The sequence below is a fragment of the Delftia sp. S65 genome (genome assembly GCF_016516495.1).
GTDB lineage: Bacteria > Pseudomonadota > Gammaproteobacteria > Burkholderiales > Burkholderiaceae_C > Comamonas > Comamonas acidovorans.
The window spans coordinates 41,567-65,853 of the sequence record NZ_JACVUR010000028.1; the positions used below are offsets into that span (position 1 = coordinate 41,567).

General features: G+C 66.7%; 22 protein-coding genes. All 22 read right to left on the minus strand.

Annotated features, from left to right (window positions below; translation table 11 throughout):
* Nucleotides 1-17: 17 nt before the first annotated feature.
* The 22 genes from IAE24_RS20320 to IAE24_RS20425 all read right to left on the minus strand — a co-directional run bounded on the left by IAE24_RS20320 (nucleotide 18) and on the right by IAE24_RS20425 (nucleotide 24,165).
* On the minus strand, nucleotides 18-689 hold the full coding sequence (locus tag IAE24_RS20320; RefSeq protein ID WP_199961568.1) for a DUF6348 family protein: 672 nt from the start codon (nucleotides 687-689) through the stop codon (nucleotides 18-20).
* Nucleotides 673-1,323, minus strand: a complete 651-nt coding sequence (gene hisG, locus IAE24_RS20325; RefSeq protein WP_012207324.1) for an ATP phosphoribosyltransferase — start codon at nucleotides 1,321-1,323, stop codon at nucleotides 673-675. Before hisG ends, IAE24_RS20320 begins: the two co-directional genes overlap by 17 nt.
* Nucleotides 1,320-2,588 (minus strand): UDP-N-acetylglucosamine 1-carboxyvinyltransferase, encoded by a 1,269-nt coding sequence (gene murA, locus IAE24_RS20330; protein ID WP_199961569.1) that lies wholly within the window; start codon nucleotides 2,586-2,588, stop codon nucleotides 1,320-1,322. The genes hisG and murA overlap by 4 nt, the downstream gene beginning before the upstream one ends.
* Before the next feature lie 96 nt (nucleotides 2,589-2,684).
* Complete coding sequence (locus IAE24_RS20335; RefSeq protein WP_012207326.1) at nucleotides 2,685-2,933, minus strand: BolA family protein; 249 nt, start codon at nucleotides 2,931-2,933, stop codon at nucleotides 2,685-2,687.
* A gap of 127 nt (nucleotides 2,934-3,060) precedes the next feature.
* Nucleotides 3,061-3,816 carry an ABC transporter permease gene (locus IAE24_RS20340; protein ID WP_012207327.1) on the minus strand — a complete coding sequence of 252 codons (756 nt, stop codon included), beginning with the start codon at nucleotides 3,814-3,816 and terminating at the stop codon, nucleotides 3,061-3,063.
* Nucleotides 3,813-4,742, minus strand: a complete 930-nt coding sequence (locus IAE24_RS20345) for an ABC transporter ATP-binding protein (RefSeq protein WP_017405469.1) — start codon at nucleotides 4,740-4,742, stop codon at nucleotides 3,813-3,815. Before IAE24_RS20345 ends, IAE24_RS20340 begins: the two co-directional genes overlap by 4 nt.
* Nucleotides 4,743-4,815: 73 nt before the next feature.
* Nucleotides 4,816-5,097 carry an STAS domain-containing protein gene (locus tag IAE24_RS20350; RefSeq protein ID WP_012207329.1) on the minus strand — a complete coding sequence of 94 codons (282 nt, stop codon included), beginning with the start codon at nucleotides 5,095-5,097 and terminating at the stop codon, nucleotides 4,816-4,818.
* A 20-nt stretch (nucleotides 5,098-5,117) separates the two neighbouring features.
* Nucleotides 5,118-5,759: an MlaC/ttg2D family ABC transporter substrate-binding protein gene (locus tag IAE24_RS20355; protein ID WP_012207330.1), complete on the minus strand. Its 642-nt coding sequence runs from the start codon at nucleotides 5,757-5,759 to the stop codon at nucleotides 5,118-5,120.
* Between the two features lie 116 nt (nucleotides 5,760-5,875).
* Nucleotides 5,876-6,679, minus strand: coding sequence for an MlaA family lipoprotein (locus IAE24_RS20360; protein ID WP_013800795.1), 804 nt, complete (start codon nucleotides 6,677-6,679; stop codon nucleotides 5,876-5,878).
* Nucleotides 6,676-7,161, minus strand: coding sequence for an outer membrane lipid asymmetry maintenance protein MlaD (mlaD, locus tag IAE24_RS20365; RefSeq protein WP_012207332.1), 486 nt, complete (start codon nucleotides 7,159-7,161; stop codon nucleotides 6,676-6,678). The genes IAE24_RS20360 and mlaD overlap by 4 nt, the downstream gene beginning before the upstream one ends.
* Nucleotides 7,162-7,205: 44 nt before the next feature.
* Complete coding sequence (mlaE, locus tag IAE24_RS20370) at nucleotides 7,206-7,988, minus strand: lipid asymmetry maintenance ABC transporter permease subunit MlaE (RefSeq protein WP_012207333.1); 783 nt, start codon at nucleotides 7,986-7,988, stop codon at nucleotides 7,206-7,208.
* Nucleotides 7,985-8,824, minus strand: a complete 840-nt coding sequence (locus IAE24_RS20375; protein ID WP_013800794.1) for an ABC transporter ATP-binding protein — start codon at nucleotides 8,822-8,824, stop codon at nucleotides 7,985-7,987. The genes mlaE and IAE24_RS20375 overlap by 4 nt, the downstream gene beginning before the upstream one ends.
* A gap of 217 nt (nucleotides 8,825-9,041) precedes the next feature.
* The gene (locus tag IAE24_RS20380) at nucleotides 9,042-9,830 is read right to left on the minus strand and encodes an amino acid ABC transporter ATP-binding protein (protein ID WP_373681080.1); all 789 of its coding nucleotides are present in this window, start codon (nucleotides 9,828-9,830) and stop codon (nucleotides 9,042-9,044) included.
* Nucleotides 9,811-10,464, minus strand: coding sequence for an amino acid ABC transporter permease (locus IAE24_RS20385; RefSeq protein WP_012207336.1), 654 nt, complete (start codon nucleotides 10,462-10,464; stop codon nucleotides 9,811-9,813). Before IAE24_RS20385 ends, IAE24_RS20380 begins: the two co-directional genes overlap by 20 nt.
* 131 nt (nucleotides 10,465-10,595) lie before the next feature.
* Nucleotides 10,596-11,402: an amino acid ABC transporter substrate-binding protein gene (locus IAE24_RS20390; RefSeq protein WP_012207337.1), complete on the minus strand. Its 807-nt coding sequence runs from the start codon at nucleotides 11,400-11,402 to the stop codon at nucleotides 10,596-10,598.
* 208 nt (nucleotides 11,403-11,610) lie between these two features.
* Entirely contained in the window at nucleotides 11,611-12,984 is a 1,374-nt protein-coding gene (gene pelG / locus IAE24_RS20395; RefSeq protein ID WP_012207338.1) for an exopolysaccharide Pel transporter PelG, read from the minus strand.
* Nucleotides 12,984-14,540, minus strand: coding sequence for a GT4 family glycosyltransferase PelF (gene pelF / locus IAE24_RS20400; protein ID WP_199961570.1), 1,557 nt, complete (start codon nucleotides 14,538-14,540; stop codon nucleotides 12,984-12,986). Before pelF ends, pelG begins: the two co-directional genes overlap by 1 nt.
* Nucleotides 14,537-15,559 (minus strand): hypothetical protein, encoded by a 1,023-nt coding sequence (locus tag IAE24_RS20405; protein WP_034396971.1) that lies wholly within the window; start codon nucleotides 15,557-15,559, stop codon nucleotides 14,537-14,539. The genes pelF and IAE24_RS20405 overlap by 4 nt, the downstream gene beginning before the upstream one ends.
* Nucleotides 15,552-16,931 carry a PelD GGDEF domain-containing protein gene (locus tag IAE24_RS20410; protein WP_099732867.1) on the minus strand — a complete coding sequence of 460 codons (1,380 nt, stop codon included), beginning with the start codon at nucleotides 16,929-16,931 and terminating at the stop codon, nucleotides 15,552-15,554. The genes IAE24_RS20405 and IAE24_RS20410 overlap by 8 nt, the downstream gene beginning before the upstream one ends.
* Before the next feature lie 23 nt (nucleotides 16,932-16,954).
* The gene (locus IAE24_RS20415; RefSeq protein ID WP_043822266.1) at nucleotides 16,955-17,506 is read right to left on the minus strand and encodes a transporter; all 552 of its coding nucleotides are present in this window, start codon (nucleotides 17,504-17,506) and stop codon (nucleotides 16,955-16,957) included.
* A gap of 25 nt (nucleotides 17,507-17,531) precedes the next feature.
* Nucleotides 17,532-21,371 (minus strand): tetratricopeptide repeat protein, encoded by a 3,840-nt coding sequence (locus IAE24_RS20420; RefSeq protein WP_199961571.1) that lies wholly within the window; start codon nucleotides 21,369-21,371, stop codon nucleotides 17,532-17,534.
* Nucleotides 21,337-24,165 (minus strand): bifunctional glycoside hydrolase 114/ polysaccharide deacetylase family protein, encoded by a 2,829-nt coding sequence (locus IAE24_RS20425; protein ID WP_199961572.1) that lies wholly within the window; start codon nucleotides 24,163-24,165, stop codon nucleotides 21,337-21,339. The genes IAE24_RS20420 and IAE24_RS20425 overlap by 35 nt, the downstream gene beginning before the upstream one ends.
* Nucleotides 24,166-24,287: the final 122 nt, after the last annotated feature.

Genomic DNA, 24,287 nt, shown 5'->3' on the forward strand with positions numbered 1-24,287 from the left:
TGTGGTTTCCTTGGGGTCTAGCAGGCCGTCTCGCAGCCGTGCTTCAGTATCAAGAACAGGCGCGCGCCGTAGTAGCCGTCGCGCGGGGGCCAGTCCTGGTCGCGCAGCAGGGCTTCAGCGCTGGGCCACTTCTGATTGTCCTTGAGCGCTTCAATGGTGAAATCACCATTGTTCTGCCCGACAAAGAAGCGGAACCAGTGCAGGTCCTCGTCCTTGTCCAGCGCCTCGGCCTCGATCAAGGCCTGCAGGCGCTCAGTGATGCCTTCGGGCAGCGGGGCATCGTTGCGAAGATGCCAGGGACCCGGATAGGCCTGCCAGTGCCTGCCCTGGACCTGCCAGGCCTCGGCTGGCACGGCATCCTCATCGCGCGCCGTCCACAGGGCGGAGAGCATCACATGCAGGTCGCTGACAGCGAAGTGGCCGAATGCGTCGTGCATTCCCTGCAGGCCTTCACCCAGGCCCGTGAAATTCTCGATGATCTCGTGCCCGTCCGGCAGGCGGACCACCACGGCCAGGGAACCGACCAGGGGATGGCCGAGGTAGGCACCGCGCCAATCGGCCAGCACGCCCGGTGCCTGGCCGCCAGGCAGCAGCCAGCCGTTGTATTCCTCGCAGGGCAGGCCATGCGCGGCGAAACACAGCGCAAGCGCCTCCTTCGCAGGATCGCCGGGCTCAGCCCCTGGGGCCATTTACCGCCTCGGCGAAGGCATCGATGATGTGGCGCAGCGGCTCGCGCTTGAGCTTGAGCGCCGCCTGGTTGACCACCAGGCGCGAGCTGATCTCCATGATGGGCTCGACCTCGACCAGGTCATTGGCCTTGAGCGTGTTGCCGGTGGACACCAAGTCGACGATGGCGTCGGCCATGCCGGTCAGCGGGGCCAGCTCCATGGAGCCGTAGAGCTTGACCATGTCCACGTGCACGCCCTTGGTGGCAAAGAAGTTGCGCGCGATTTCGGGGTACTTGGTGGCGATGCGCAGGCGGGCGCCCTGCTTGACGGCCAGCGCATAGTCGAAGCCGTTGCGCACGGCCACGCTGACGCGGCAACGCGCGATCTTCAGGTCCAGGGGCTGGTACAGGCCCTGGGCACCATGCTCGATCAGCGAGTCCAGTCCGGCCACGCCGAGATCGGCGCCGCCGTACTGCACATAGACCGGCACGTCGGAGGCGCGCACCAGCACCACGCGCACGTCGCTCTTGTTGGTCTCGAAGATCAGCTTGCGCGACTTTTCAATGTCTTCGCTGACCGAGATGCCGGCAGCGGCCAGCAACGGCACGGTTTCGTCGTAGATGCGGCCCTTGGACAGGGCAATCGTGATGGTCATTGGGAAACTCTTTCGATGTCGGCACCCAGGCCGCGCAGCTTGTCTTCCATGCGATCGTAGCCGCGGTCCAGATGATAGATGCGATCGACCAGGGTCTCGCCCTTGGCCACGAGGCCGGCGATGACCAGGCTGGCCGAAGCGCGCAGGTCGGTGGCCATGACGGCCGCGCCCGACAGCGACTGGCTGCCGGTGATGGTGGCAACGCGCCCGTCGGTGGTGATCTGCGCGCCCAGGCGCAGCATTTCATCCACGTGCATGAAGCGGTTCTCGAAGATGGTCTCGGTGACCATGCTGCAGCCTTCGGCCACCAGGTTCAGCGCCATGAACTGCGCCTGCATGTCGGTGGGAAAGCCCGGGTATTCGGTGGTGCGAAAACTCTGGGCCTTGAGCTTGCCCGCCGCGCGCACGCGGATGCCGCCCTCCTCGGCGGACACCTCGGCGCCCGCATCCTTGAGCTTGTCGATGACGGCGCCCAGATGGTCGGCGCGGCCATTGCGCAGCAGCGCATTGCCGCCCGTGGCGGCCACGGCGCACAGAAAGGTGCCGGCCTCGATGCGGTCGGCCACCACCTGGTGCTCGCAGCCGCTCAGGCGCTCCACGCCCTGGATGACGATGCGGCCGGTGCCATGGCCTTCGATTCTTGCGCCCATCTTGATGAGCATTTCGGCCAGGTCGCCGATCTCTGGCTCCATGGCGGCGTTTTCCAGCACGGTCTCGCCTTCGGCCAGCACGGCGGCCATCAGGAAGTTCTCGGTGCCCGTGACGGTCACCATGTCGGTGGTGATGCGGGCGCCCTGCAGGCGCTTGAGATGCCCGGGCAGGCACGCGTTCATGTAGCCGTTCTCGACAACGATCTCGGCGCCCATGGCCTGCAGGCCCTTGATGTGCTGGTCCACGGGGCGCGAGCCGATGGCGCAGCCGCCGGGCAGCGACACGCGGGCCTGGCCGAATCGGGCCAGCAGCGGGCCCAGGGCCAGGACCGAGGCGCGCATGGTCTTGACCAGTTCGTAGGGTGCCTCGGGGTTGGACAGAGAGCCGGCGTTGATGCGCACGGTGCCGCTGTCATCGTGCTCGGCACTGACACCCATGTTGCGGATGAGCTTGAGCATGGTGGCCACGTCCTGCAGGCGCGGCACGTTGCGCAGGGTGACGGGCTCGGACGACAGCAGCGCGGCGCACAGCTCGGGCAAGGCGGCATTCTTGGCGCCGGAGACCGTCACCTCGCCATGCAGCGCTCGGCCACCGCGAATCAGGAGTTTGTCCATGGCTGACAGCCTTGAATCTGGAAATCGGGGAAAAGAAGATGCCGCACGGGCCGTGGCGACCGGTGCAGCAGGAGTCTGAAGTGCCTGACCGCCGGCTCAGGCCTGGCCGGCCTGGGCAGCCCACTCGGCGGGCGTATAGGTCTTCATGGACAGGGCATGGACCTCGTCGGTGTGCATGCGCTGGCCCAGCGTGGCGTAGACCAGGCGCTGGCGCTGCAGCAGTCGCTGGCCCTCGAATTGGGCCGAGACGATGGTGGCAAACCAGTGCCGTCCATCACCTTCCAGCGCAATGTGTTCGCAAGGCAGGCCGGTGGCGATCAGTTCCTTGAGTTGGTCTGCAGTCATGGGGGAAGCTTTCCTGCCATGCATCGTGGCATGGCCTTGGTTGGCGGCGGCGCCGGGCGCCGGCCGCCTGTTCATGGGTGGATTCAACAATGCGGGCACAGCGCCCGCCGCAGCCTGTGGAAAAACCTCAGCCGCGGATCTTGTAGCCGATGCGCAGCAGGTGCACGGCCAGGGCGCTCACCGCCAGCCAGGCCGAGCCGACGATGGCCAGGCTGACCCAGGGCGATACGTCGCTCTGGCCGAAGAAGCCGTAGCGAAAGCCGTCAATCATGTAGAAAAACGGGTTCAGATGGCTGACTTTTTGCCAAAAAGGCGGCAGCGACTGGATGGAATAGAAGACGCCCGACAGGAACGTCATGGGCATGATCAGGAAGTTCTGGAAGGCCGCCATCTGGTCGAACTTGTCCGCCCACAGGCCGGCGATCACGCCCAGCGTGCCCAGCAGCGCCGCGCCCAGCAGGCCGAAGACCAGAATCCACAGCGGCGCCGTGAATTCGGGAATGGCGAAGTACAGCGTGACGATGAAAACGCCCACGCCCACCAGCAGCCCGCGCAGCACCGAAGCGCCCACGTAGGCGCCAAACCACGCCCAGTGCGACAGCGGCGTGAGCAGCACGAAGACCATGGAGCCCATGATCTTGCTCTGCACCAGGCTGGAGGAGCTGTTGGCGAAGGCGTTCTGCAGCACGCTCATCATCACCAGGCCGGGGATCAGGAAGGCCGTGTAGCTGATGCGGTCGTAGACCAGCACCCGGCCTTCGAGCACATGGCCGAAGATCAGCAGATAGAGCACGGCCGTGAGCACGGGTGCAGCCACGGTCTGGAAGCTGACCTTCCAGAAACGCAGCACTTCCTTCTTGAGCAGGGTCTGCCAGCCGTTCATGCCGAAGCTCCCTGCGAGGTCTGGCCTTGCTCGTTCATCACGTGGATGAAGACATCCTCCAGATCGGCACGGCGGATTTCCACGTCCTCGGGGACGACGGAGCCCTCGCGCAGCGCGGCGAGCAGGCGCTCCACATCGCTGGCGTCGTTGGCGGGTATCTGCACGATGCGGCCGGTCACCCGCGCCCGCGCGGCCAGGGCCGGCGGTAAGGCGGTATCGGTCTTGAACTGCAGCACGTTGGAGGAGGCGGACTTGAGCAGATCCGACATGGTCGAGAGCTTGACGATGTTGCCCTGCTTGAGCATGGCCACGCGGCTGCACAGCGCCTCGGCCTCTTCCAGGTAATGGGTGGTGAGCAGCACGGTATGGCCTTCGCGGTTCAGGCGCGCGATGAAATGCCACAGCGTCTGGCGCAGCTCCACGTCCACGCCGGCCGTGGGCTCGTCCAGCACGATGATGGGCGGCTTGTGCACCAGGGCCTGGGCCACCAGCACGCGGCGCTTCATGCCGCCGGACAGCTGGCGCATGTTGGAGTTGGCCTTGTCGGTCAGCCCCAGGCTGTGCAGCAGCTCGTCGATCCAGTCGTCATTGTTCTTGACGCCGAAATAGCCGGACTGAAAGCGCAGCGCCTCGCGCACATTGAAGAAGGGATCGAAGACCAGCTCCTGCGGCACGATGCCCAGCTTGCGCCGGGCGGCCGAGTAGTCGGCATGCACGTCGCTGCCCTGGACCAGCACGCGGCCGCTGGTGGCGCGCGACAGGCCGGCCAGGATGCTGATCATCGTGGTCTTGCCAGCGCCATTGGGACCGAGCAGGCCGAAGAACTCGCCCTCCTCGATGTCCAGACTCACGTGGTTGAGCGCCTGGAAGGCCCCCTTGGGGGTCTGGTAGGTCTTGGAGATGGATTGGAATGAGACGGCAGACATGCGAGGCGCGATTCTAGGCCCTTGCAGCCAAACCTGCCTTGCAGGGCTCTTTGCAGCGGCGCGCTGCGCCGGCTCAGGAGGGGGAGGATGCGTCTGTCAGCAGCCCGTCGACGCCGTACAGCGCCGCCATGGACTGCAGGCCCTGCGGCAGGCCCACGACCACCAATTGCTTGTCGGCCGCCTTCGCGGTGCGGCGGCAGGCCAGCAGCACGGCCAGGGCGGCCGAGTCGAAGACCTCGACGCCGCTGGCATCGACGCGCACCTGGGCGCCATCGAAGGCCTGCACCTGGGGCCGCAGCTGCACAAGGCAGCTGCGCGCCTGGCGGTAGGTCAGTTCACGGGGGAGCTGCAGCATGGCGCGCGCGTCAATGGCCGTCAGCCCTTGGAGGCCGGCGTGGCAGGCATCTTGCCGCGCGTGGCAAGGGTCTCGATCAGGCCGTCGATGCCACGGGCATTGATTTCCTGGCTGAACTGGTTGCGGTAGGTTTCCACCAGCCACACGCCCAGCACGTTCAGGTTGTAGATCTTCCAGCCGTCGCCGGACTTCTCGAGCCGGTAGTCCAGCTGCACGGGCTCGCCGCGGCCCAGCACTTCGGTGCGTACCAGCACATCGATGTCGCCGGGCGCAGCGCGCACCGGCTTGACATTGATGGTCTGGTTGCTGACCTGGGTCAGCGCGCCCGAATAGGTGCGGATCAGCAGGGCCTTGAACTCGGTCTCCAGCTTCTCGCGCTGTGCAGGCGTCGCCTGGCGCCAGGCCGGGCCCACCGAAGCCGAGGTCATGCGGCGGAAATTCACATAGGGCATGACCTTGTCATTGACCAGCGCATTGACCTTGGAGACATCGCCCTCGCGCAGCGAGGGGTCCTTCTTGATGGTTTCCAGCACGTCGGTGGAGACACGCTTGATCAGCGCATCAGGGGTTTCATCGGCCGCGTGGACGGGCAGCGCAGCGCCCCAGGTTCCCATGGCCAGCACGGCTGCCGCGGCAGCGCTCCAGGCACGTCGATTGATCATCACTCTTCCTTTCCCAGCAGGGCCTCAATGCCCCGGACCGGGTTGATATTGCACATTTTTCCGGCCGCGCCGTGTCAGGCGCGGACCGTTTTTCATCTCGGGATGTTACGAACTGCTTACTTTGCGCCGTCTTCGGGCGGCAGTTTGCCGGCATCTTCGTCGTAGTCCTCAATGCGGCCGTCATCGCCGGACTTGCCACGCCGCAGGTTCAGGTAGACGTCACGCGTCAGGCTGTAGCGGTCAAGGGCGACGGAGTCCAGCGTGTCCGAGGCATTGAGCAGGCGTGCACGCGTATCCACCAGTCGTAGCACATACAGGCTGTTGCGCACGGGGATGTCGTTGATCGCCGTCAGGGGGTTGCCCCAGGCATCCACAGGCAGAGCCGCCGTGTCACGCACCGTGGACGGGCCGAGCAGCGGCAGCACCAGGTACGGCCCCGTGGGCACGCCCCAGCGGCCCAGCGTCTGGCCGAAGTCCTGCTTTTGGCGCTCGATGCCGGCCTCGCTGGCGATGTCGAGCAGGCCACCCAGGCCGAAGACCGTGTTCACCGAGAAGCGCACCATGGAGTTGTAGGCACCCTCGGCCTGGCCCTGCAGCGCGTTGTTCACGAACGACCAGGCATCGCTCAGGTTGGAGAAGAAGTTGCTCACCCCATCGCGCGCCAGGCGCGGCGTGACATCGCGGTAGGCCGTGGCCACCGGCTTCAGGACGGCGCGGTCAAGCCCGTCATTGAACGAGTACATGCTGCGGTTGAACGGCTCGAACGGATCCTGGGGGTTGCGTGCCTCGCCCGGGGCGGTGGCGCAGCCGGCGAGCAGCGAAGCGGCGGCCAGCGTGCCGAGCATGGCTGCGCGCTGCCAGGAGGCTGCCTGGGCGGCAGGACGACCCGCGGTCGCCTGTTCATGGTGGTTGGTTGTCATTCTTTGCCTCCTGCACCGGAGCTGCCACCCTGCTCGGCCTTGCCGTAGAGGAACTGTCCGATCAGATTTTCCAGCACAACGGCCGACTGGGTTGCGACGACGCGGTCGCCATCCTTGAGATTGTGGTCATCTGCACCGGCTTCGATGCCGATGTACTGGTCGCCGAGCAGGCCGCTGGTCAGGATCTTCAGGGAGCTGTCCTTGGGAAAGGCGTAGCGGTTTTCCAGGGCCATGGTCACGCTGGCCTGAAAGACCTTGTCGTCGAAGGTGATGGATTCCACGCGGCCCACGACAACGCCCGCGCTGCGCACGGCTGCCTTGGGCTTGAGTCCGCCGATGTTGTCGAAGCGCGCGGTCAGCGTATAGGTCTTCTGGAAGTTTAGGCTCAGCAGGTTGGCCGACTGCAGCGCCAGGAACACCAGCGCCGCAGCGCCGATCAGCACGAACAGTCCGACCCAGACATCACTCTTGGATTGCTGCATGGTTTGTTTTTCCTTGATTTGCGAGAGGTGGCACCGGTGCCGGGTCAAAGGCTGAACATCGTTGCCGTGAGCAGGAAGTCCAGCCCCAGCACGGCCAGCGAGGCCATCACCACCGTGCGCGTGGTCGCGCGGGACACGCCTTCGGGCGTGGGCTTGGCTGCATAGCCTTGCAGCAGCGCGATGAAGGTCACCGCCACGCCGAACACCAGGCTCTTGAGAACGCCGTTGCCCAGGTCATACCACCAGTCCACGCCGTTTTGCATCTGGCCCCAGAAGGCGCCGCCATCGACGCCGATCATGACCACGCCCACCAGCCAGCCGCCGATCACGCCGACGGCACTGAAAACGGCCGCCAGCAGCGGCATGGCGATCAGGCCCGCCACGAAGCGCGGCGCCAGGATGCGGCGCACCGGGTCCACGGCCATCATCTCCATGGCCGACAACTGCTCGCCGGCCTTCATCAGGCCGATCTCGGCCGTCAGCGCCGTGCCGGCACGGCCGGCAAACAGCAGCGCCGTGACGACGGGCCCGAGTTCGCGCACCAGCGACAGCGCCACCAGCAGGCCCAGCGCCTCGGCCGAGCCGTAGCGCTGCAGCGTGTAGTAGCCCTGCAGGCCCAGCACGAAACCGACGAACAGGCCGGACACGCCAATGATGGCCAGCGAATAGTTGCCCAGGAAATGGATCTGGTCGCCGATCAGCCGCGGGCGACCCAGCGCAGGCCCCATGAGGGCGAGCAGGCGGCCGAACAGGCGCGTGCCCATGCCCAGCTGCGTCAGCTGTTGGCGAACCGCCGCGCCAATGCGCGCAGGATGCAGCCGGTTCATGCGTGCCTCCTGCCGTTGCTCTTGCCGGAGCTTGCGGGGTTGCCGAAATCTTCCTCGGCGCTCACGCCGGGGTAGTGGAAAGGCACGGGGCCGGTGGCCCGTGCGTGGATGAACTGCTGCACCAGCGGGTCGGGATTGGCCCGCACCTCATCTGGCGAGCCCTGGGCGGCGACGCCGCCGTTGCCCAGGATGACCACATGGTCGGCCACGTGGAAGGTTTCCTCCACGTCATGGGACACCAGGATGGAGGTAAGTCCCATGGCATCGTTGAGCTCGCGGATCAGCTGGGCGGCCGTGCCCAGGGAGATGGGGTCCAGCCCGGCGAAGGGCTCGTCGTACATGATCAGTTCGGGGTCCAGCGCAATGGCCCGCGCCAGCGCCACGCGGCGGGCCATGCCGCCCGAGATCTCGCTGGGCATGAGGTCGCGCGCACCGCGCAGGCCCACGGCATGCAGCTTCATGAGCACGATGTCGCGGACCAGTTCGTCGGGGAGATCGGTGTGCTCGCGCAGCGGGAAGGCCACGTTGTCGAACACGCTCATGTCGGTGAACAGCGCGCCGAACTGGAACAGCATTCCCATGCGCCGGCGCGCGGCGTACAGGCCTGCGGCGTCCATGGTCGTGACGTCCTTGCCATCGAACAGCACCTGCCCCTGCTGGGCATGCTGCTGGCCGCCGATCAGGCGAAGCACGGTGGTCTTGCCGCCGCCCGATGCCCCCATCAGGGCCGTGACCTTGCCGCGCGGCACCTGCAGCGACAGGTCGCGCAGGATCACACGCTCGCCATAGCCGAAGGTGACGTTGCGCAACTCCACGAAAGAGGCGGTTGGGATCATGCTGTGGTGCGGTCGATAAATGTTCGCAGGCAAGCCCGCTATTGTGCAGACAGGTGCCGATGCCTGCTCATCACCCCTGAGATAAACATACATCCGTGTATGTTTCTCAAAAAGTCATGGCAGAAAACGCCATAAAAAAAAGAGCATGCTTCGCTTGCTACACAAGCGTTGCACGCTCTCTGGACCTGGGGAAAGTCCGGACTGGACAGATGTTTTTTTACAACATGTTCTGCAGAAATGCCTGGGTCCGGGCGTGCTGCGGCGCTGCAAAAAAGGCTTCCGCCGGGCCTTGCTCGACGATCTCGCCCTTGTCCATGAAGATCACGCGATTGGCCACCTCGCGGGCAAAGCCCATCTCGTGGGTCACGACCAGCATGGTCATGTGCTCCTGGGCCAGCTCGCGCATGGTGCGCAGCACTTCGCCGGTCAGCTCCGGGTCCAGCGCGGAGGTGGGCTCGTCGAACAGCAGGATGTCCGGCTCCATGGCCAGTGCCCGGGCGATGGCCACGCGCTGCTTTTGCCCGCCCGACAGCCGGTTGGGATAGGCATCGCGCTTTTCCAGCAGGCCCACCTTGTGGAGCAGCGCCTCGGCCTTGGGCACGATCTGCTCGCGCTTGAGGCCCTTGACGACGATCGGCGCCTCGATGATGTTCTCCAGCACCGTGAGGTGCGGGAACAGGTTGAAGGACTGGAACACCATGCCCATCTTGCGGCCGATCTGGCGGATCTGCGCCTCGGGCACGTAGTGGGCGCGGCCGTCCGCGCCGCTGTCCACCAGCACCTCGCCCTCGACGGCGACACGGCCGCTGTCAATGGTTTCCAGGTGGTTGAGGCAGCGCAGGAACGTGCTCTTGCCCGATCCCGAAGGACCGATGACGGCCACCACCTCGCCGCGCGCCAGCTCCAGCGAAACGCCGCGCAGCACCGGCACACCGCCAAAGCCCTTGCAGATGTTCTGCGCCGAGATCATGGTCTCGGGCGCGTTATCACGCGTCGTATTTGGCATGGCGTTTTTCTAGGTATTGGAAGATCCAGGTCAACACGAGAGTCATGACCAGATAGAAGCCTGCGGCCACCACGAAGGGCGTGATGGTGAAGTCGCGCTGCACGATGCCGCGCGCGGCGCGCAGCAGGTCATTCAGGGCCAGCACGTAGATGAGCGAGGTGTCCTTGACCAGGGTGATGGTCTCGTTGCTCACAGGCGGGATGATGCGCGCCCACATCTGCGGCAGGATGATGCGGCGCATGGTCTGGCCGTAGCTCATGCCCAGCACCTTGGCACCCTCGTACTGGCCGCGGTCCACGGACTGGATGCCCGCGCGGAAGATTTCGGCGAAGTAGGCGGCGTAGTTCAGCGCGAAGGCGACGACGGCGGCAGGGAAATCGGGCAGGCGCACGCCGATCACGGGCACGAAGGGCAGCGCGAAGTAGATGAACAGCATCTGCAGCATCAGCGGCGTGCCGCGCATCAGCCAGATGTAGCCGCCTACCAGCCGGCTCAGGGCGGGAAAGCGGGAGATGCGCATCAGCGCCAGCGACAGTCCCAGGGGGATGGACAGCGCCAGGGTGATGACGAAGAGCTTGAGGGTGACCAGGGCGCCGGCGGACAGCGGCCCCATGAGCGAGATTACATATTCCATCGAATGGCCTCAGTGCGGTGCGCGGCCCCGCCGGCATCGGCAGGATCCGGGCAGCCACGGGCGCGTGCGTCCCAGAACGCAAAAGACCGGCAATGCCAGGCTGGCCTTGCCGGTCGCATGGTGTGCCGGATTTACTTGATGATGTCCTTGCCGAACCACTTGGAGGCGATTTCGGCGGCCTTGCCGTCCTTCTTCATCTCGGCCAGCGCGGCTTCGAGCTTGCCCAGAACTTCGGTGTCTTCCTTGCGCAGGCCCACGCCGTAGTCCTCGGTGCCGAAGTTGTCCTCGAGCACCAGGTACTCGCCAGCCTTCTTGGCCACGTGGAAGCGCCCCACGACCTCGTCGACCACGACGGCGTCCAGGCGGCCGGCCGACAGGTCCATCAGCGCGGTGATGTTGTCGCCGAAGGTCTTCAGGTCCTTGAAGCTGGCGGCCACGGCGGCGTCCTTCTTGATGGCGTCCACGGCCGAGCTGCCATCCTGCGCGCCCACGACCTTGCCTGCCAGGCCAGCCTTGTCCTTGATGTCGGAGTTGGCGCGCACGATGATGATCTGGTGGTTCTCCATGTAGGGCGCGGTGAAGGCGATGTTCTTCTTGCGCTCTTCGGTGATGGTCAGGCCGTTCCACAGCGCGTCGACGCGCTTGCCGACCAGCTCGGCCTCCTTGGCGCTCCAGTCGATGGGCTTGAAGTCCACTTCCACGTTCATGCGCTTGGCGGCTTCACGCGCCATGTCGATGTCGAAGCCGACAATCTCGTTCTTGTCGTCACGAAAGCCCATGGGCGGGAAGTTGTCGTCCAGGCCGATCACCAACTTGGTCATGGCTGCCGGCACGGGGGCGGCAACCGGCGCGGCGGCGGTCGATGCGGACTCGTTCTTGCCGCAGGCTGCCAGCAGTGCAGACAGGGCCACCATGGCCAAGAGGGTGCGTTTTTTCATGGCTTAAAGCTTTGGAGTGGAAAAAGCGAAAGGCGGCGGCCGCTGCACGCAAGGTGCGCAATCGTTGTAATGAATGGTTCCTCGGCGGAACCTTTGTCTCGGTTGGGTGCCGGCGCCGAATCCCGTATTGTCGCGCAGACCGGCGCCCCCCGCCAACACGCTGGATCAAGACCGTGCAAATCGGCAAATGGCGAGAGATGCCTGCCCGTCACTGCAGCATGAAGGTCTTGTATTCGAGCCGGTTGAGCTCGCGCGAGAGCAGGTACAGCCCCACGCACAGCGTCACCAGCATGGCCAGGCAAAAGCCGTAGCCATAGAACGCGGCGCCCAGCGCCAGCGAGATGCCCGTGAAGGCAATGTTCAGCGCCACCAGCAGCAGGCAGAGCATGAACACGATGCGCCGCTCGTCCAGGTAGAAGAACACGTTGAGCACGGCCATCACACCCACCTGCAAGCCGGCGCCCACCACCTGCACGTGCAGCAGCGGCAGGTACAGCTGGGAGATGCCCAGCAACTGCAGGATGGCCGGCCCGGCCACCAGGGTGACGAGGACGGCCAACGTCTGCACCTTGGCGATCTCGCCCAGGCCCGCCTGGATGGCGTAGACCATCTCGTTGCGCATGGACTCGATGTATTCCAGCGATCCGCCGCCGCGCACGGCGTCGAAGAACTTGTCGTAGTACTCGACGAAGTCGGTCTCGATGCGCACCAGGAAGACCGCCATGCCCGGAATGATGGACAGGTACGACAGGAACACCGGCAGGTCGTATATCAGCGAGGCCCTGAGCCCGCCGATGATCTGCTGCGAGGTCGGCGGGTAGTACCAGAACATGAACTTGTCGATCCAGATGCCCAGGTTGTAGAGCACGCCGATGCCGATCAGCGCCGGAAAGATCAGCGAGCGCTGCGTGAAGTCGAAGGCAATCCAGCGCTGCTGCAGCGGAAAGCTGCGCAGCACGATCATCCACATGCCGGCCAGCAGCAGCACATGGCCGATCACGAAGCTGGCCAGCAGCCCTTCCAGCCCCCAGTAGCGCAGCGGCAGCGCCAGCAGCACGATGAGCAGGTAGGTGGCGCCGAACAGCCCGGCAATGGCCCGGTAGTGCTTGAGGCCCGACAGCAGCACGGTCATGACCCAGACCACGCACATCAGCGTGAAGCCGGCCAGCATCAGCACGCGGTACAGCAGGCCCTGGCCCGGCAGCACCACGAACAGGGCCAGCGTGCCCAGCGCGCTGGCAGTGGCCACGACCACCAGCAGCAGGCCATGCAGGTTGGGCAGGATGCTCTCGTCCTTCTTGAGGAACAGCTGGTCCGACACAAAGCGCGTGAAGGCCAGCTGCGCCGCCCCGGTCAGGATCAGGCTGCTGGCCACCAGGTAGGTCACGGAGGTCTGGAACTGCGTGACCAGCAGCGGCGGCGCCACCACGCTGACGCTGAACACCCCCACCAGCAGGATGCCGATGATGGAGAACACCCACGGCCCCGAGCCGATGACGCCCGCATAGGCGTAGGCCTGGAGCACGCTGGTCAGCGTGTTCTTGCGCAGCAGGTGGCGCAGTTCGAATCCAATGCCGGCCATCAGTGTTTTTCCTCGGACTGTTGCAGCGCCCTGTCGTAGACCTGCCTGTAGCGCTCGAACAGCAGCCGGTCGGAGTAGTAGCGCTCCACGCGCGCAATCCCGGCCGCGCTGGCGGCCTGCCACTGCGTGGGCGAGCTCAGCAGCTCCAGGCAGGCGTCGGCCAGCGCCTCGGGGTTGGCAATGCCGACCACGCGCCCGCACGAGCCCAGGGCCTGGTCTTGCGGCTCCAGCCCGTCGATGAGCTGGCGGCAGGAGCCCACGTCGGTGCTGACCACGGGCACGCCTGCGGCCTGGGCTTCGAGAATCACCAGGGGCAACGCTTCGCTGATGGAAGACAGCACGACCACGCCCACCTTGGGCAGCAACTCCTCCACCTTCTGCATGCCCAGAAAGCGGATGTTGGCTTGCAGGCCCAGGCTGTCCACGAGGTTCTGGCATTCCTCGGCATAGGCCGGGTCCTCGGCCGTGGGGCCGGCCACCCAGGCCTGGGCCTGGGGCATCCGGTTGACCACGCGGCGCATGGCGCGGATGAAGGTCTTGATGTCCTTGATGGGCACCACGCGGCCGATCAGGCACAGCACGGGCGGCACCTCGGCGGGCCGCTGGGTGCGCAGCGGCGCAAAGCGTTCTATGCGGATGCCGTTGGGGATGCTGACCGTGCGCTCGGCGGCCGCGCCATCGGCCACCTGGCGCAGGCGGTTGTTCTCGTACAGCGCAATGATGGGATCGGCCGCGCCATAGCAAAAGCGCCCCATCCAGTCGAAAAACCGTATCCACATCTGCCGGAAGAACGACACCTCCATGGGGTCGCGCTGGAAGATGTTGCGGTTGTCGCGGATCCAGGAGCTTTGCAGCAGGTCGATCTGGCGCTCTTTCGTGTAGATGCCATGCTCGGACAGCACCAGCGGCAGGCCGCGCGAATGGTGCAGCAGTCCGCCCAGAAATCCCGCATAGCCGGTCGAGACGGTATGCAGCACGCGCACCGGGATCAGCCCGTGGGCGATGCGCGCCATCAGCCACAGCGGCTGCAGCATGATGCGCACGGTCCAGAAGAAGTCCACGAACGACGGGTCGGTGCAGTGGCGCCGGTAGCTGTCGCGGATCAGGTCCCAGGCGAATTCGCTGTGCAGGAAATCCTCCAGCGGCAGGCTGCCGCCGGGCTGCAGTTCCAGCGCAATGGAGCGCATGGCCGCCAGCACCTTGGCCCGGCTTTCGGCACTGCCGTCATGCGCCTCCAGCGCGCCCAGGAATTCCCGGGCCTTGGCCAGGGCTTCGGGATGGCCGCGCGAAGGGGCGGGCTGGATATTGGAGTGCAGCGCGTCAAACAGGTAGTGCTGCTCGAAGTGCACCACGTTGGGCGGCAGTGCGTAGCGGAAATCGCCATAGTCCTCGCGCCGGCTGCCCAGGAAGACGATGGCAAAGCGATGCTCGGGATAGGCCTGCAGGATCTGGTTGACCCAGCTGGACACACCACCGCTGACATAGGGGAAAGTGCCTTCCAGCAGCAGCGCGATGTCCGCATCGGCCGCCGTGGGGAACTGGCTCGCACGGCTCATGAGGCACTCCAGTAGCGGATGCTGGGCTTCAGGCGCGGCAGGGCTTGCTCGATGTCCAGCGAACGCATCAGGGCCTGCGCCTTGGCGAATTCGCGCCGATCGAACAGCAGCTCGGCCTGGTAGGGCACGACGCGTGCCGGCTCCATGCCCAGCGCCAGCGAGCGCTCATAGCAGGCCAGCGACTCCACCGCCCTGCCCTGCATGTGCAGCAGCCGGCCACGGCGCAGCAGCAGCAAGGCGTTGTCGGGCCGCTGGGCGAGCACCAGGTCGCAGTAGTGCAGGGATTGCTTGATGGCGTGGTCGCGCACATCGCCCTGCGCCACGCCCTGGTAGACCAGCTCCGCGTAGAGGTCGGTCAGCGCCCGCGCCGCCTGCAGGCCACGCGGCCCGTAGGGCGCATCGCCCTCGGACTGGCGGGCATGCTCGAACAGCTGCAGCTCCTGGTGGATGGTCTTGCTGATCTCGCGCTCCTTGGCGTCCAGCATGCTGTAGGCCAGCAGGCGCAGGTCTTCGCTGGAATCGCCCAGCGCCGTGCGCAGCATGGGCGAGGCAATGCGCCCCGGCACGCTGCCCAGCGCCACCATCGCCCGCATGCGTGAGGCGACCGGCACATTGGGATTGGCCAGGAAGGACTGCAGGCCCGCCTGGCGGCGGCTGGTGCTGGCCTGCTGGTGCGGGTCGAAATCGGGCAGGGGCATCACCGGGAAACGCGGGCCGCCACGCGGGCCGCGCTGGGTGTGCAGCGCAATGGTGGCGACCACGGCGCCCAAAATGCCGGCCACCGGCACGGCATAGGCAAACAGCCCCATCAGCGCCACCAGGGCCAGGCGCTGGCGCACCGACTTGGCCGAGGTGGCCAGGAAGGGCGCCAGGCACAGCGCCAGCAGGCCGCTGGCCAGCCCGTGGGCCGTGAGATAGCCCAGCAGGGCCGCATCCGACTGGCTGCGCAGCAGCCACAGGCTGCTCCATGAGGCGATTTCCGCGGCCAGCGCGCCCAATGCCAGCTTGAGGTTAAGCATGGCCCTGCCCCATTTGATGGAGCCGCTCCAGCACGCTGCTGGCCGAGCAGCGGTCCAGCAAGATGGTGCGCGGGAAGATGCCCGCATCGGCCAGCGAGGCCACGCCGCGCTGGGCCAGCCAGCCCTCGATGCGGTTCAGGTAGCCCTCGGCCGTGGCGTTGGTGCCCAGCGGCATGAAGATGGCCAGCAGCTGCCGGCCATCGCTTTCCTGCAGCCAGGAGCGGTCCAGCATGCGCTCCAGCCGCATGATCTGCTGGGCCATCTGGGCCTGCACAGCCGAGGGCGACAGCTCCAGCGCCACCACCACGCTGCTCAGGCGCGCGCTGCGGTTGACATGCTCCATGCGCTGCAGCTCGAACGCGAAATGCGGCGGGCAATCGGGATAGGCCTGCAGCAGCGGCGCAGCCAGGCTGTTGGCGGCCACGCTGTCCGTGTAGTAGCCCAGCAGCAGGTTGATGGTCTGCAGCGCCTCTTCCTGCAATGCGAAGAAAGGCATTTCCTCGACCAGCAGCAGGCCGTAGATCTCGCCCTCCAGGTCCAGCATGGGCGCCACGACGATGTACTGCGTCTGCTGGCCCTCCGCCATGCTTTGCGAGACATGGCACAGCACATGGCTGTCCAGCGCCTGGCGCACCAGCGGATCGTGGACATGGATGGGCCGCTCGCCCCCCAGCTGGGCAATGGGCGTGGGGTCCAGCACCTCATTGCGCACGGGCACCAGGCTGGCCACGCTGATCTGGCTGAAGCGCGACAGCAGGTTGAGCAGGCTTTGCGCATCGCCCTCGGCGCCACTGAGGCCGCTGAGCACGTTGATGGCATCGCGCATGGACACGGGGCGGCCTATGAGCTCCTGCTCCAGCCGGTCATGCGACAGGCGCAGCAGGTAATGCTGGCGGATCAGCTGCTCGGTGCGCTGGTCCATGTAGTTCTGCGCCGTGCGCGCGCGGCGTATGCGTGCGCGCCAGAGGCTGGAGATCTCGCCCACGACCATGACCAGGATCAGGCCGCCCAGAAAGTACTGTTCCGGGAACAGCGACAGATCGCGCTGGTTGACCCCCAGCCAGGCCAGCAGCAGCACGCCGGCCGCCGACAGGCCGGCCACCGGCCCGTAGCGCAGGGCCACCACCACGGGCGCCAGCCAGGCCCAGGGGAACTCGGACTCCACCCACAGGGGGTTGTCCGGGTTGGCCCACATGCCGATCAAAACGGCCAGCACCGGCAGCAGCAGCGTCTCGCCCACCACCACCCAGGGCTTGGCGCTCGTCTGCACGAGCAGGCCCAGCGGCGAGCCTCTGAATTCCGCGGCAATGCCGGCGCGGCGCGGTGCAGCGGAATGCGGTGCCGCCTTGGGCGTGCTGGCTTGGTCTGGCATGAAGAGTCGTTCCCTGGATTCGCTTATCGGGCGTTGGCCAGGCCTGTGCCCAGCAGGTTGCGGATCAGCTTCTGGCCCACGGCGGCCAGGGCCTCGCGGCTCCAGCCGCTTTGCGCGCCCGCGCCGCTCCACACGGTGGCGCCGGTGCCCACGTCCACGATCTCCAAGGTCACGCCCACGGCCGGCTCGCCATCCACGCCCACCTTGTAGCGCCATTCGTCCACCGCGCCCGTCAGCGCATAGCGCACGCCTTCGCCGCGCGCCCAGGCCAGGGCGTCGTCGCGGCGCTTGGCTTCGCGGCCGTCGAACAGGGTTTCCTGCAGTGCATCGCCCGTGTAGCGCTTGACCTGGCCCACGCCACGCGCATTGATCAGCGCCGTGGCAATGGCGGCGGCGCGGTTGCCGGCCATGGGCGTTTCGGTGTGGTTCTCGAAGGGCAGCACCGCCCAGCTGGCATTCGTCTCCAGCGCGGGCGCCGTGCCCCGGTCGATGGTCGAGCAGGCAGACAGCAGGCCGACAAGGGCAATACCCGTGAGCACGCGAAGGCGGGAGGCGAAAGTGGTGCGGTGTGTCATGGAGAGGCTCCTTGAAGTCTTCGGATCAGTAGTGGAGGCGGTAGGTCAGCAACAGCTCGCGGGTATTGCCCACGGTGTTGATGCCCGACTTGGACAGATTCAGGCCCAGCGCGAGGTGGTCCGCGCCGAACAGGCTGGTGGCCAGGCCCATGCCCAGCTCGTAGCCCACGCCGTTGACGCTGTGGTGCGTCAGGGCCAGGCTGGCGTAGGGCCGCAGCGCACGCGTGTACTGCTGCTCGTAGCCCGTGTTGAACATCATCTGCAGGCCCGAGAAGCGGAAACTGCGCGGCAGCAGATAGTCGATGGTGGGATCGTTGAACGGCGGCAGGTAACCCAGGATGGCCGCATCCCGGCCCTGCAGCAGCGCCGGGTCGTTGCGGCTGTAGCGGTGCCAGGAGGTGAAGGCGCCGAACTGCAGGGTGGGGGCCTCGCTGCGGTAGGTGTGCAGGTATTGCAGCGTCGCATGGTTGCCGGAGCCCACGCGTGCGCCGCTTTGCACGCGGTAGCGCTCCGATGCCAGCTCCAGCGTGATCTGGTCCAGGCGCGAGAGCTGGTAGCTGCTGCCCAGCGACACGCGGTCCTTCATGCCGCCCATGCGCATGGCCAGCGTTTCCTGCGTGGCCAGGTGCCGGCCCAGTGATGCCTGCAGGCTCCAGCGGCTGTCCACGTTGTAGGTCTGCGTGAACTGCATGGGCGTGTAGCCCTCCAGGCTTTCGCGCCGGCCCAGCATGAATTCGCTGGAGGCCGACTGCGTCTTGCGCGTCAGGCGCAGGCCGATGCCCCGCTCCTGCGAGGGGCCGCGCACCAGGGTGTTTTTGTTGACCGTGCGGCGCACGTCCTCGGCATCCAGGTCCAGCGCCCAGCGGGGGTTCAGGCCCACATGCCAGCGCAGCCGGGAGACCTGCTCGTCGATGGCGTCCATGCGGCGGTTGCGCAGTTGCAGGCCGCCGTAGTCGCTGAAGGCCAGCAGCTGCTCGGTCAGCGCCAGGTGCAGGGGATCGTCGTCGGGCTGGTCGACCATGTTCTCGAAGGCAGCCGTCTGCGCCAGCCGCACATCGCCGACCATGGCTGCCGCGTTGATGCGGTCATAGCGGGGCAGCGCCTCGTCATGGCGCTGCAGCAGCTGCCCGGCCTGGGCCACATCCTTTTCCGCCAGGGCCACCGTGATCTCGGCCCACAGCGGCGAGCTGGTGCTCTTGCTGCGGCTGCGCGCGTACTGCTGCCACAGGTAGCCACGCTCGGCCTGGTACTCGCCGCGCTCCTGCAGCCAGGCAATGGCCAGCTCGGCCGCCGCGGCGGAATGCTCGCGGCGCCCGCCTTCCAGGTCCATGCGCAGCAGCTCGCGCATCAGGGCGAATTCGGCATCGCCCTGGGTATGAAAGAGCATGAGCCGGCTGCGGGCCTGGCGCTGAACCTCGTCCAGCCCCTCGGCCGTCAGCCATTTGCGGGCGGCCAGGGCCGCTGCGCCGTCCTGGGCGCGTGCCCGCACCTTCTCGCGCGTCCACAGCTGCTGCCTCAGGCTCCAGGCCCGATCGGCCTGCTGGTTCTGCTCCAGCGCGTCGGCGTACTGCATCATCCACAGGAAGTCGTCGGCATGCTCGGCGCGGTGCGGCTTCAGATAGCGTTCCAGCGCAACGGCCGGGCGCGACAGCGTCATGTAGGCCGCCGCCAGGGCGCCGTGCATGTCGGCATCGCGCGCCCAGACAGGCTCGGCCGCCGCCAGCAGCAGCTTGAGGGCCGCCGCGTTCTGCGTGTCGATCAGCAGCCACATCAGGCCCTGGCGCAGCGGCGTGGAGCCGGGGTCCAGCGCCAGGCCCTTCTCGAAGGCCTCCATGGCTTTTTTCGATTGCGCCGTGCGCTGGTAGTAGGCGCCCAGTATCTGGAAGAAGGTGGGCTGGCCCTGCAGGCGCTTGACCAGGGCCGGGTCGGCCAAGATGCGTTCGACCTGGCTGCCGATCTGCGTCCAGTCCTCCAGGTCCTCCAGCAGGTAGAAGGCCTGCGTCAGATGGCGCACGTCATGGAACTGCTCCCAGGCGTGCAGGGACATCCGGGCCGCCTCGCGCCGGTCGGCGCGCTGCAGCAGGCGTATCACCTCGTCGTAGTCGCTGATGCCGGCGTGCGGCGTCTGCAGCAGGCGGCGGTAGGCCTTCAGCGTCAGTGCTTCCTGGCGCTGGTCCTGGGCCAGGTCGCCCAGCAGGCGCCAGTACTCGCCCTCGTCCTGCATGCCGGCGGGAATGCGCGTCTGCGCATCCTCCAGCCAGCGCAGGCCCAGCGCCGGCTCGCCCTGCAGCAGCGCGAGCACGGCGGCGGGCATGGCATGGGCCGGCGTGCGCTGCTCGGGATCGGCAAGCACACGCTTCCAGGCCTGCAGCGCCAGTTGCGACCGGCCTGCGCGTTCGGCCAGCTGGGCCAGCAGAATCTGCGACTGCGGCGTGCTGCCGTGCTTTTGCAGATAGTCGATGGCCTCGCCGGGCTCGGCCTGGCGCTCGTAGGCCTGGACCAGCGCCTGCTGCAGCGCGGCATCCTGGGGACGGCGGCTCAACTGGTGGCGCAGGCCGGCAATCAGGGCACGGTCGTCGAACAGGCCCGGCGCCAGGCGCATCACCGTCTTCCAGGCATCTTCGCGCCCCGTGTTCTGCGCAATGACCAGCCAGTTGTCCAGGGCCTGCTGCTGCTGTCCCATCCATTCGGACACCTGGGCCAGGCGTTCGCGCCAGGCCATGTCCTGCGGCGCCTGGCGCACGGCGGCCGTGGCCACGCGCCAGGCATCTTCCAGGTTGCGGTTTTCGAGGAATACCTCGTAGCCCAGCAGGTAGGTCTTGTCGTCAAAGGGCAGGCCCGGCGGCGGCTTGCGCACGGGATCGGCCGTGCGCAGCATGCGCCAGCCCGGGGCGGTCCAGGCCACGGGCTGCAGCGCCCAGGCGCCGTCGTCGGCAACCGGGTCCGGACCGGCGCCCGAAGCCCCGGCCACCTGCGTCTGCCATTGCTGCAGCAGCGACAGCTGCAGCAGCCGCTTGGCATAGCGCTCGGCCTCGGCCCGGTTGCCGGCCGCGCGCGCCAGGCCGATGAGCTTTCGCAGCGTCTCGGGGTCGCTGCCCAGCAGTTCTTCCTGCTGGCGCGCCAGCGCCAGCGCTTCGTTGGCACGGTTGCCGGACTGCAGCACCTGCAGGGCCTGCCAGAGGTAGGCGCGCGACTGCTGGACGTCTTCGGTCGTGGCGCTGGCCTGGCGCAGCAGCCGGGCCGATTCCTCGTACAAGGACATGCCCAGCGCCTGCCGCGCTGCGGATTCATAGACCTGCGCCTTGCGCGCGGGATCGGCCTGGCGGCCTGCCACGTCGTCGTAGATGCCCAGGGCCAGCGGTGCGTCCTTGAGCACCAGCGCCGACGAGGCCAGGTACAGAGCCTGCTCCTGGGTCAGCCCCTGCAGCGGCACGTCCTTCAACGCCTGCATCACCTGCGGCGCCAGCGCCTCGGCCTGGCCGCCCGCGCGGTGGTCCTGCTTTTGCGCCTCCAGATAGCCCTGGTAGGCGGCCTGCCAGTGGTCCCAGGCCTGGACGGCTGCGCTGGGCAGTGCCTGCTTGGCCGCCTCTTCCCGCGCCAGCTTGATGGCCTGCAGGCGCTCTTCCTTGGCCTTGAGCAGGGCGCGCAGGTTCTCGTTGCCGGGATCGCTCTTGAGCAGGTTGCTCAGGTAGTTGTAGGACAGCTCGGAGTCATCTCCGGTAACGGAGAGCCGGCGCTCCAGATCCTGCTTGGGAAACAGCATCCACAGGGCGCCACCGATCAGTACCGCCAGCAGCGCGATCAGCCAGAAGGGAACCGTGATGGGGCGCTCAGAGCCCCCGGCATTGCGCTTGGAGTTCGACACTGTTTTGGGTACTTCTGAAGGAACGGAGGTTGGCGTTGCCGGTATCGGCACCCGCCACGGCAAGGAGGGGCGTGGCGGCGTTCGCGGAACTCAGCGAACAGCCGGCAGGCAGGTACATGCGCAGCTCCAGCGGCACATGGCCCTGCAGGGCGAAGCGCACACCGCCGTCGGCCTGGGGCTGCCATTGCGTGAGCCGGGCATTGGCATCCACCAGATAGGGGCGCGCCGCATGGGCGGCCGCGCCTGCGGCGTCCTGTTGCGTCTGTTGCACCAGGTATCCGTCGCTGCCGGCCAGGTGCAGGTAGCTGCCGTCTGCCCCCTTGGCATAGCCGGCAATGCCGCTGCTGGCAGCCATGGAAGGCAGGGCCATGCCGGGCGGCATGCGCAGCGTGCGCAGCTGGCCCGGACCCCGCAGGCGCCAGCCCTGCGCGTCGCGGCCTATGGCGAATTCGTAGAAATCCTGCACCTTGCGGATGTACTCGGAGCTGTAGACCGGGTTCAGCCGCTGCGCCAGCGCCCACTGGTAGATCCTGTGCAACGCCTTGATGCTGGCCTGCTTGCTGGCGGAGTAGGAGTGGTAGTAGATGTCCACGGCCTTCAGGCGCCGGGGAGCCTCGGTCATCTCGAAGGTCTCGATGACGCGCTCGAAGCCGTAGAACGGCCCGTGCCAGAGGTTGGTGTAGATGTTCTCGTTGGTGACGGGCGCATAGATCTGCAGGTGGCCGCCCTTGCGCAGACCCCAGCTGCGCACCTCGGTGAGCGAGGGATTGCTGCGCGTGATGGCCGTGTCGCCACCATTCATGTTGAGCAGGCCGGCGGCATCGGAGATGGCCAGGGCCTCGGCGCTGGGCGCCGTGTTGCCGGTCCACAGGAACACGTCCACCGGCTTGCCGGGCGGCGCCAGGCGCTTGCGGATGTAGTCGACCGAGCCGTTGATCTCCCGGTTCATGTCCATCTGGTAGCCGGGGATGTGGAGGTTGAGATTCACCTCCTTGCTGTCGTCCTCGTTGGGCGCCGCCCCGGGCTCCCAGAAGAAGGGGTGCGAGTAGGAATGGCTGGCGATCTCGACATGGGGCATGGCGAAGATGCGCTTGGCAATGCCCTCCAGCTGCTCGGCCCACTGCGGATACAGGCCCTGCGGCGAGACTTCGGCCTCGATGACCGAGATGGTGTGCGGGATCTTGTAGCGCTCCAGGATCTCGCGGCGCAGCACTTCACCGGCGAACGGCGTGCCCGGCAGCTCGGCCCTGGAGGGAAAGCCGTCGCCATCCACATGGGCCAACAACAGGCGGCGGCCGTTCTCGGTGGTGACGTCGGGCGCCGGAAAGTCCTGGAGGCGCAGCGCCTCGCGCAACAGCGCGAAGGGGTCGATCACCCAGCGCGACTGGTCGGTGCCCGGCATGCCAACCACCACATAGGGCATGAGTGCAAAGCCGCCCCAGGGCGTGATGGCGGCAGAGACGAAGCGGCGCCCCCGCTTGTCATCGAAGGACAGCAGCTCGCGGCTGCCCTTGGCCATCTGCGGCGTGAACTCCCAGCCTTCGTAGTCGTGCGCGGGCTCGGCCGGCGGTATCTCGAACCCCATGAGCGGGGCCTGCTCGGCGCGCCGCAGCGGGAACACGGGTGCCGCTTCCGTGCTGCGCGTGCCCAGGGCGGCCGACATGGTGCGGTCCTGGGACAGGCCCAGCGTATTGAGCACCAGCAGCGGCATGCCCTGCTGCACCTGGTTGGCCAGCCACTGCCGCACGCTTTTGGCCCGCATCTCGGGCACCGCGCCGCCGAACCAGCTCACCACGCCGGCATAGCGGTCGCGCGCCACGCCTTCGGGCAGGGGCTCGCGCACATCGGCGTAGTCGGCAACGTAGCCCATGTAGTTGATGGGCATTTCCAGAAAGCGGTGCGCCGATGCGCCGTTGATGGACGGATAGTCGGCACCGTTGTAGAGAATCAACACCCTGCGCGCCACCGCCTCCACCTGGCCTATGCCCAGGGTCTGCAGGCCTGCATCCGACACCCACGGAATGATGCCCAGCTGCGCAATGCGGCGGGCCGTCTCGCGCGTGGCGTCGCGGTCGTGCGGGGCCACGTAGTCGATGGACAGCACCGGCAGGCGGTCACGCTCACGGATGGTCTGCAGTTGCTGCAGCAGCCATTCGCGGTCTTTCTCGGGCACGTTCACATAGCGCTTGAGGCTGGCATCCCAGCCCCGCAACAGCGACTCGGCCGCCACCATCTGTACCTTGTCCCTCACGCGCGGCACGATCTCGAAGCCCCGGTTCAGGATCAGCCGGATGCCGGGGTAGCGCTGGTGCAGCGTCTCGATGACGCGCACCAGGCCGTCCTGCTGGGCCTTTTCGTCGAAATTCGCGGCCAGGCGGTAGGAGTCCAGCGTGTCCAGGAAGAAGCCGCGAAAGCCCTGCTTCCACAGCGGTGCGATCACCTCGTCGGCGAAGAAGGCGGGCCACTGGGCAGGCGTCTGGTCCAGGACGATGGACTGCCAGGCGCCGTTGCGCGCCATCTTCCAGGCCTCGGGAATCTTGCTGAAGTAGGCGCGCTCGGGCAGCACCTCGGCCACGGAGGCATATGCGTAGAGTTCGCTGCCCGGAGCCTGCTTGCGGAATTGAACGGGGTCGTAGCCGTGGCCCGGCTCCACGACAGCGATGTCGTAGAGGCTCAGTTCACTGAGCGAGGCCTTGTTCCCGTAATAGACGGCAACCGCTGGCTCGGCGGCCTGCACCGCCCAGCCGCACAACAGCCCCCAGCAAAACAGGCAGGTTCGCAGGAAAGCGTTCACGGCCTTCTCCTTGGGGTGTGGCCACGCACGGTCAATTCATAGTTTTTGTACATCAAATTTCTAGTCGATTTGATAAAAGCTATCGTCAGTCCGACGAAATGCGGGCGCGAGCATACCGGTTT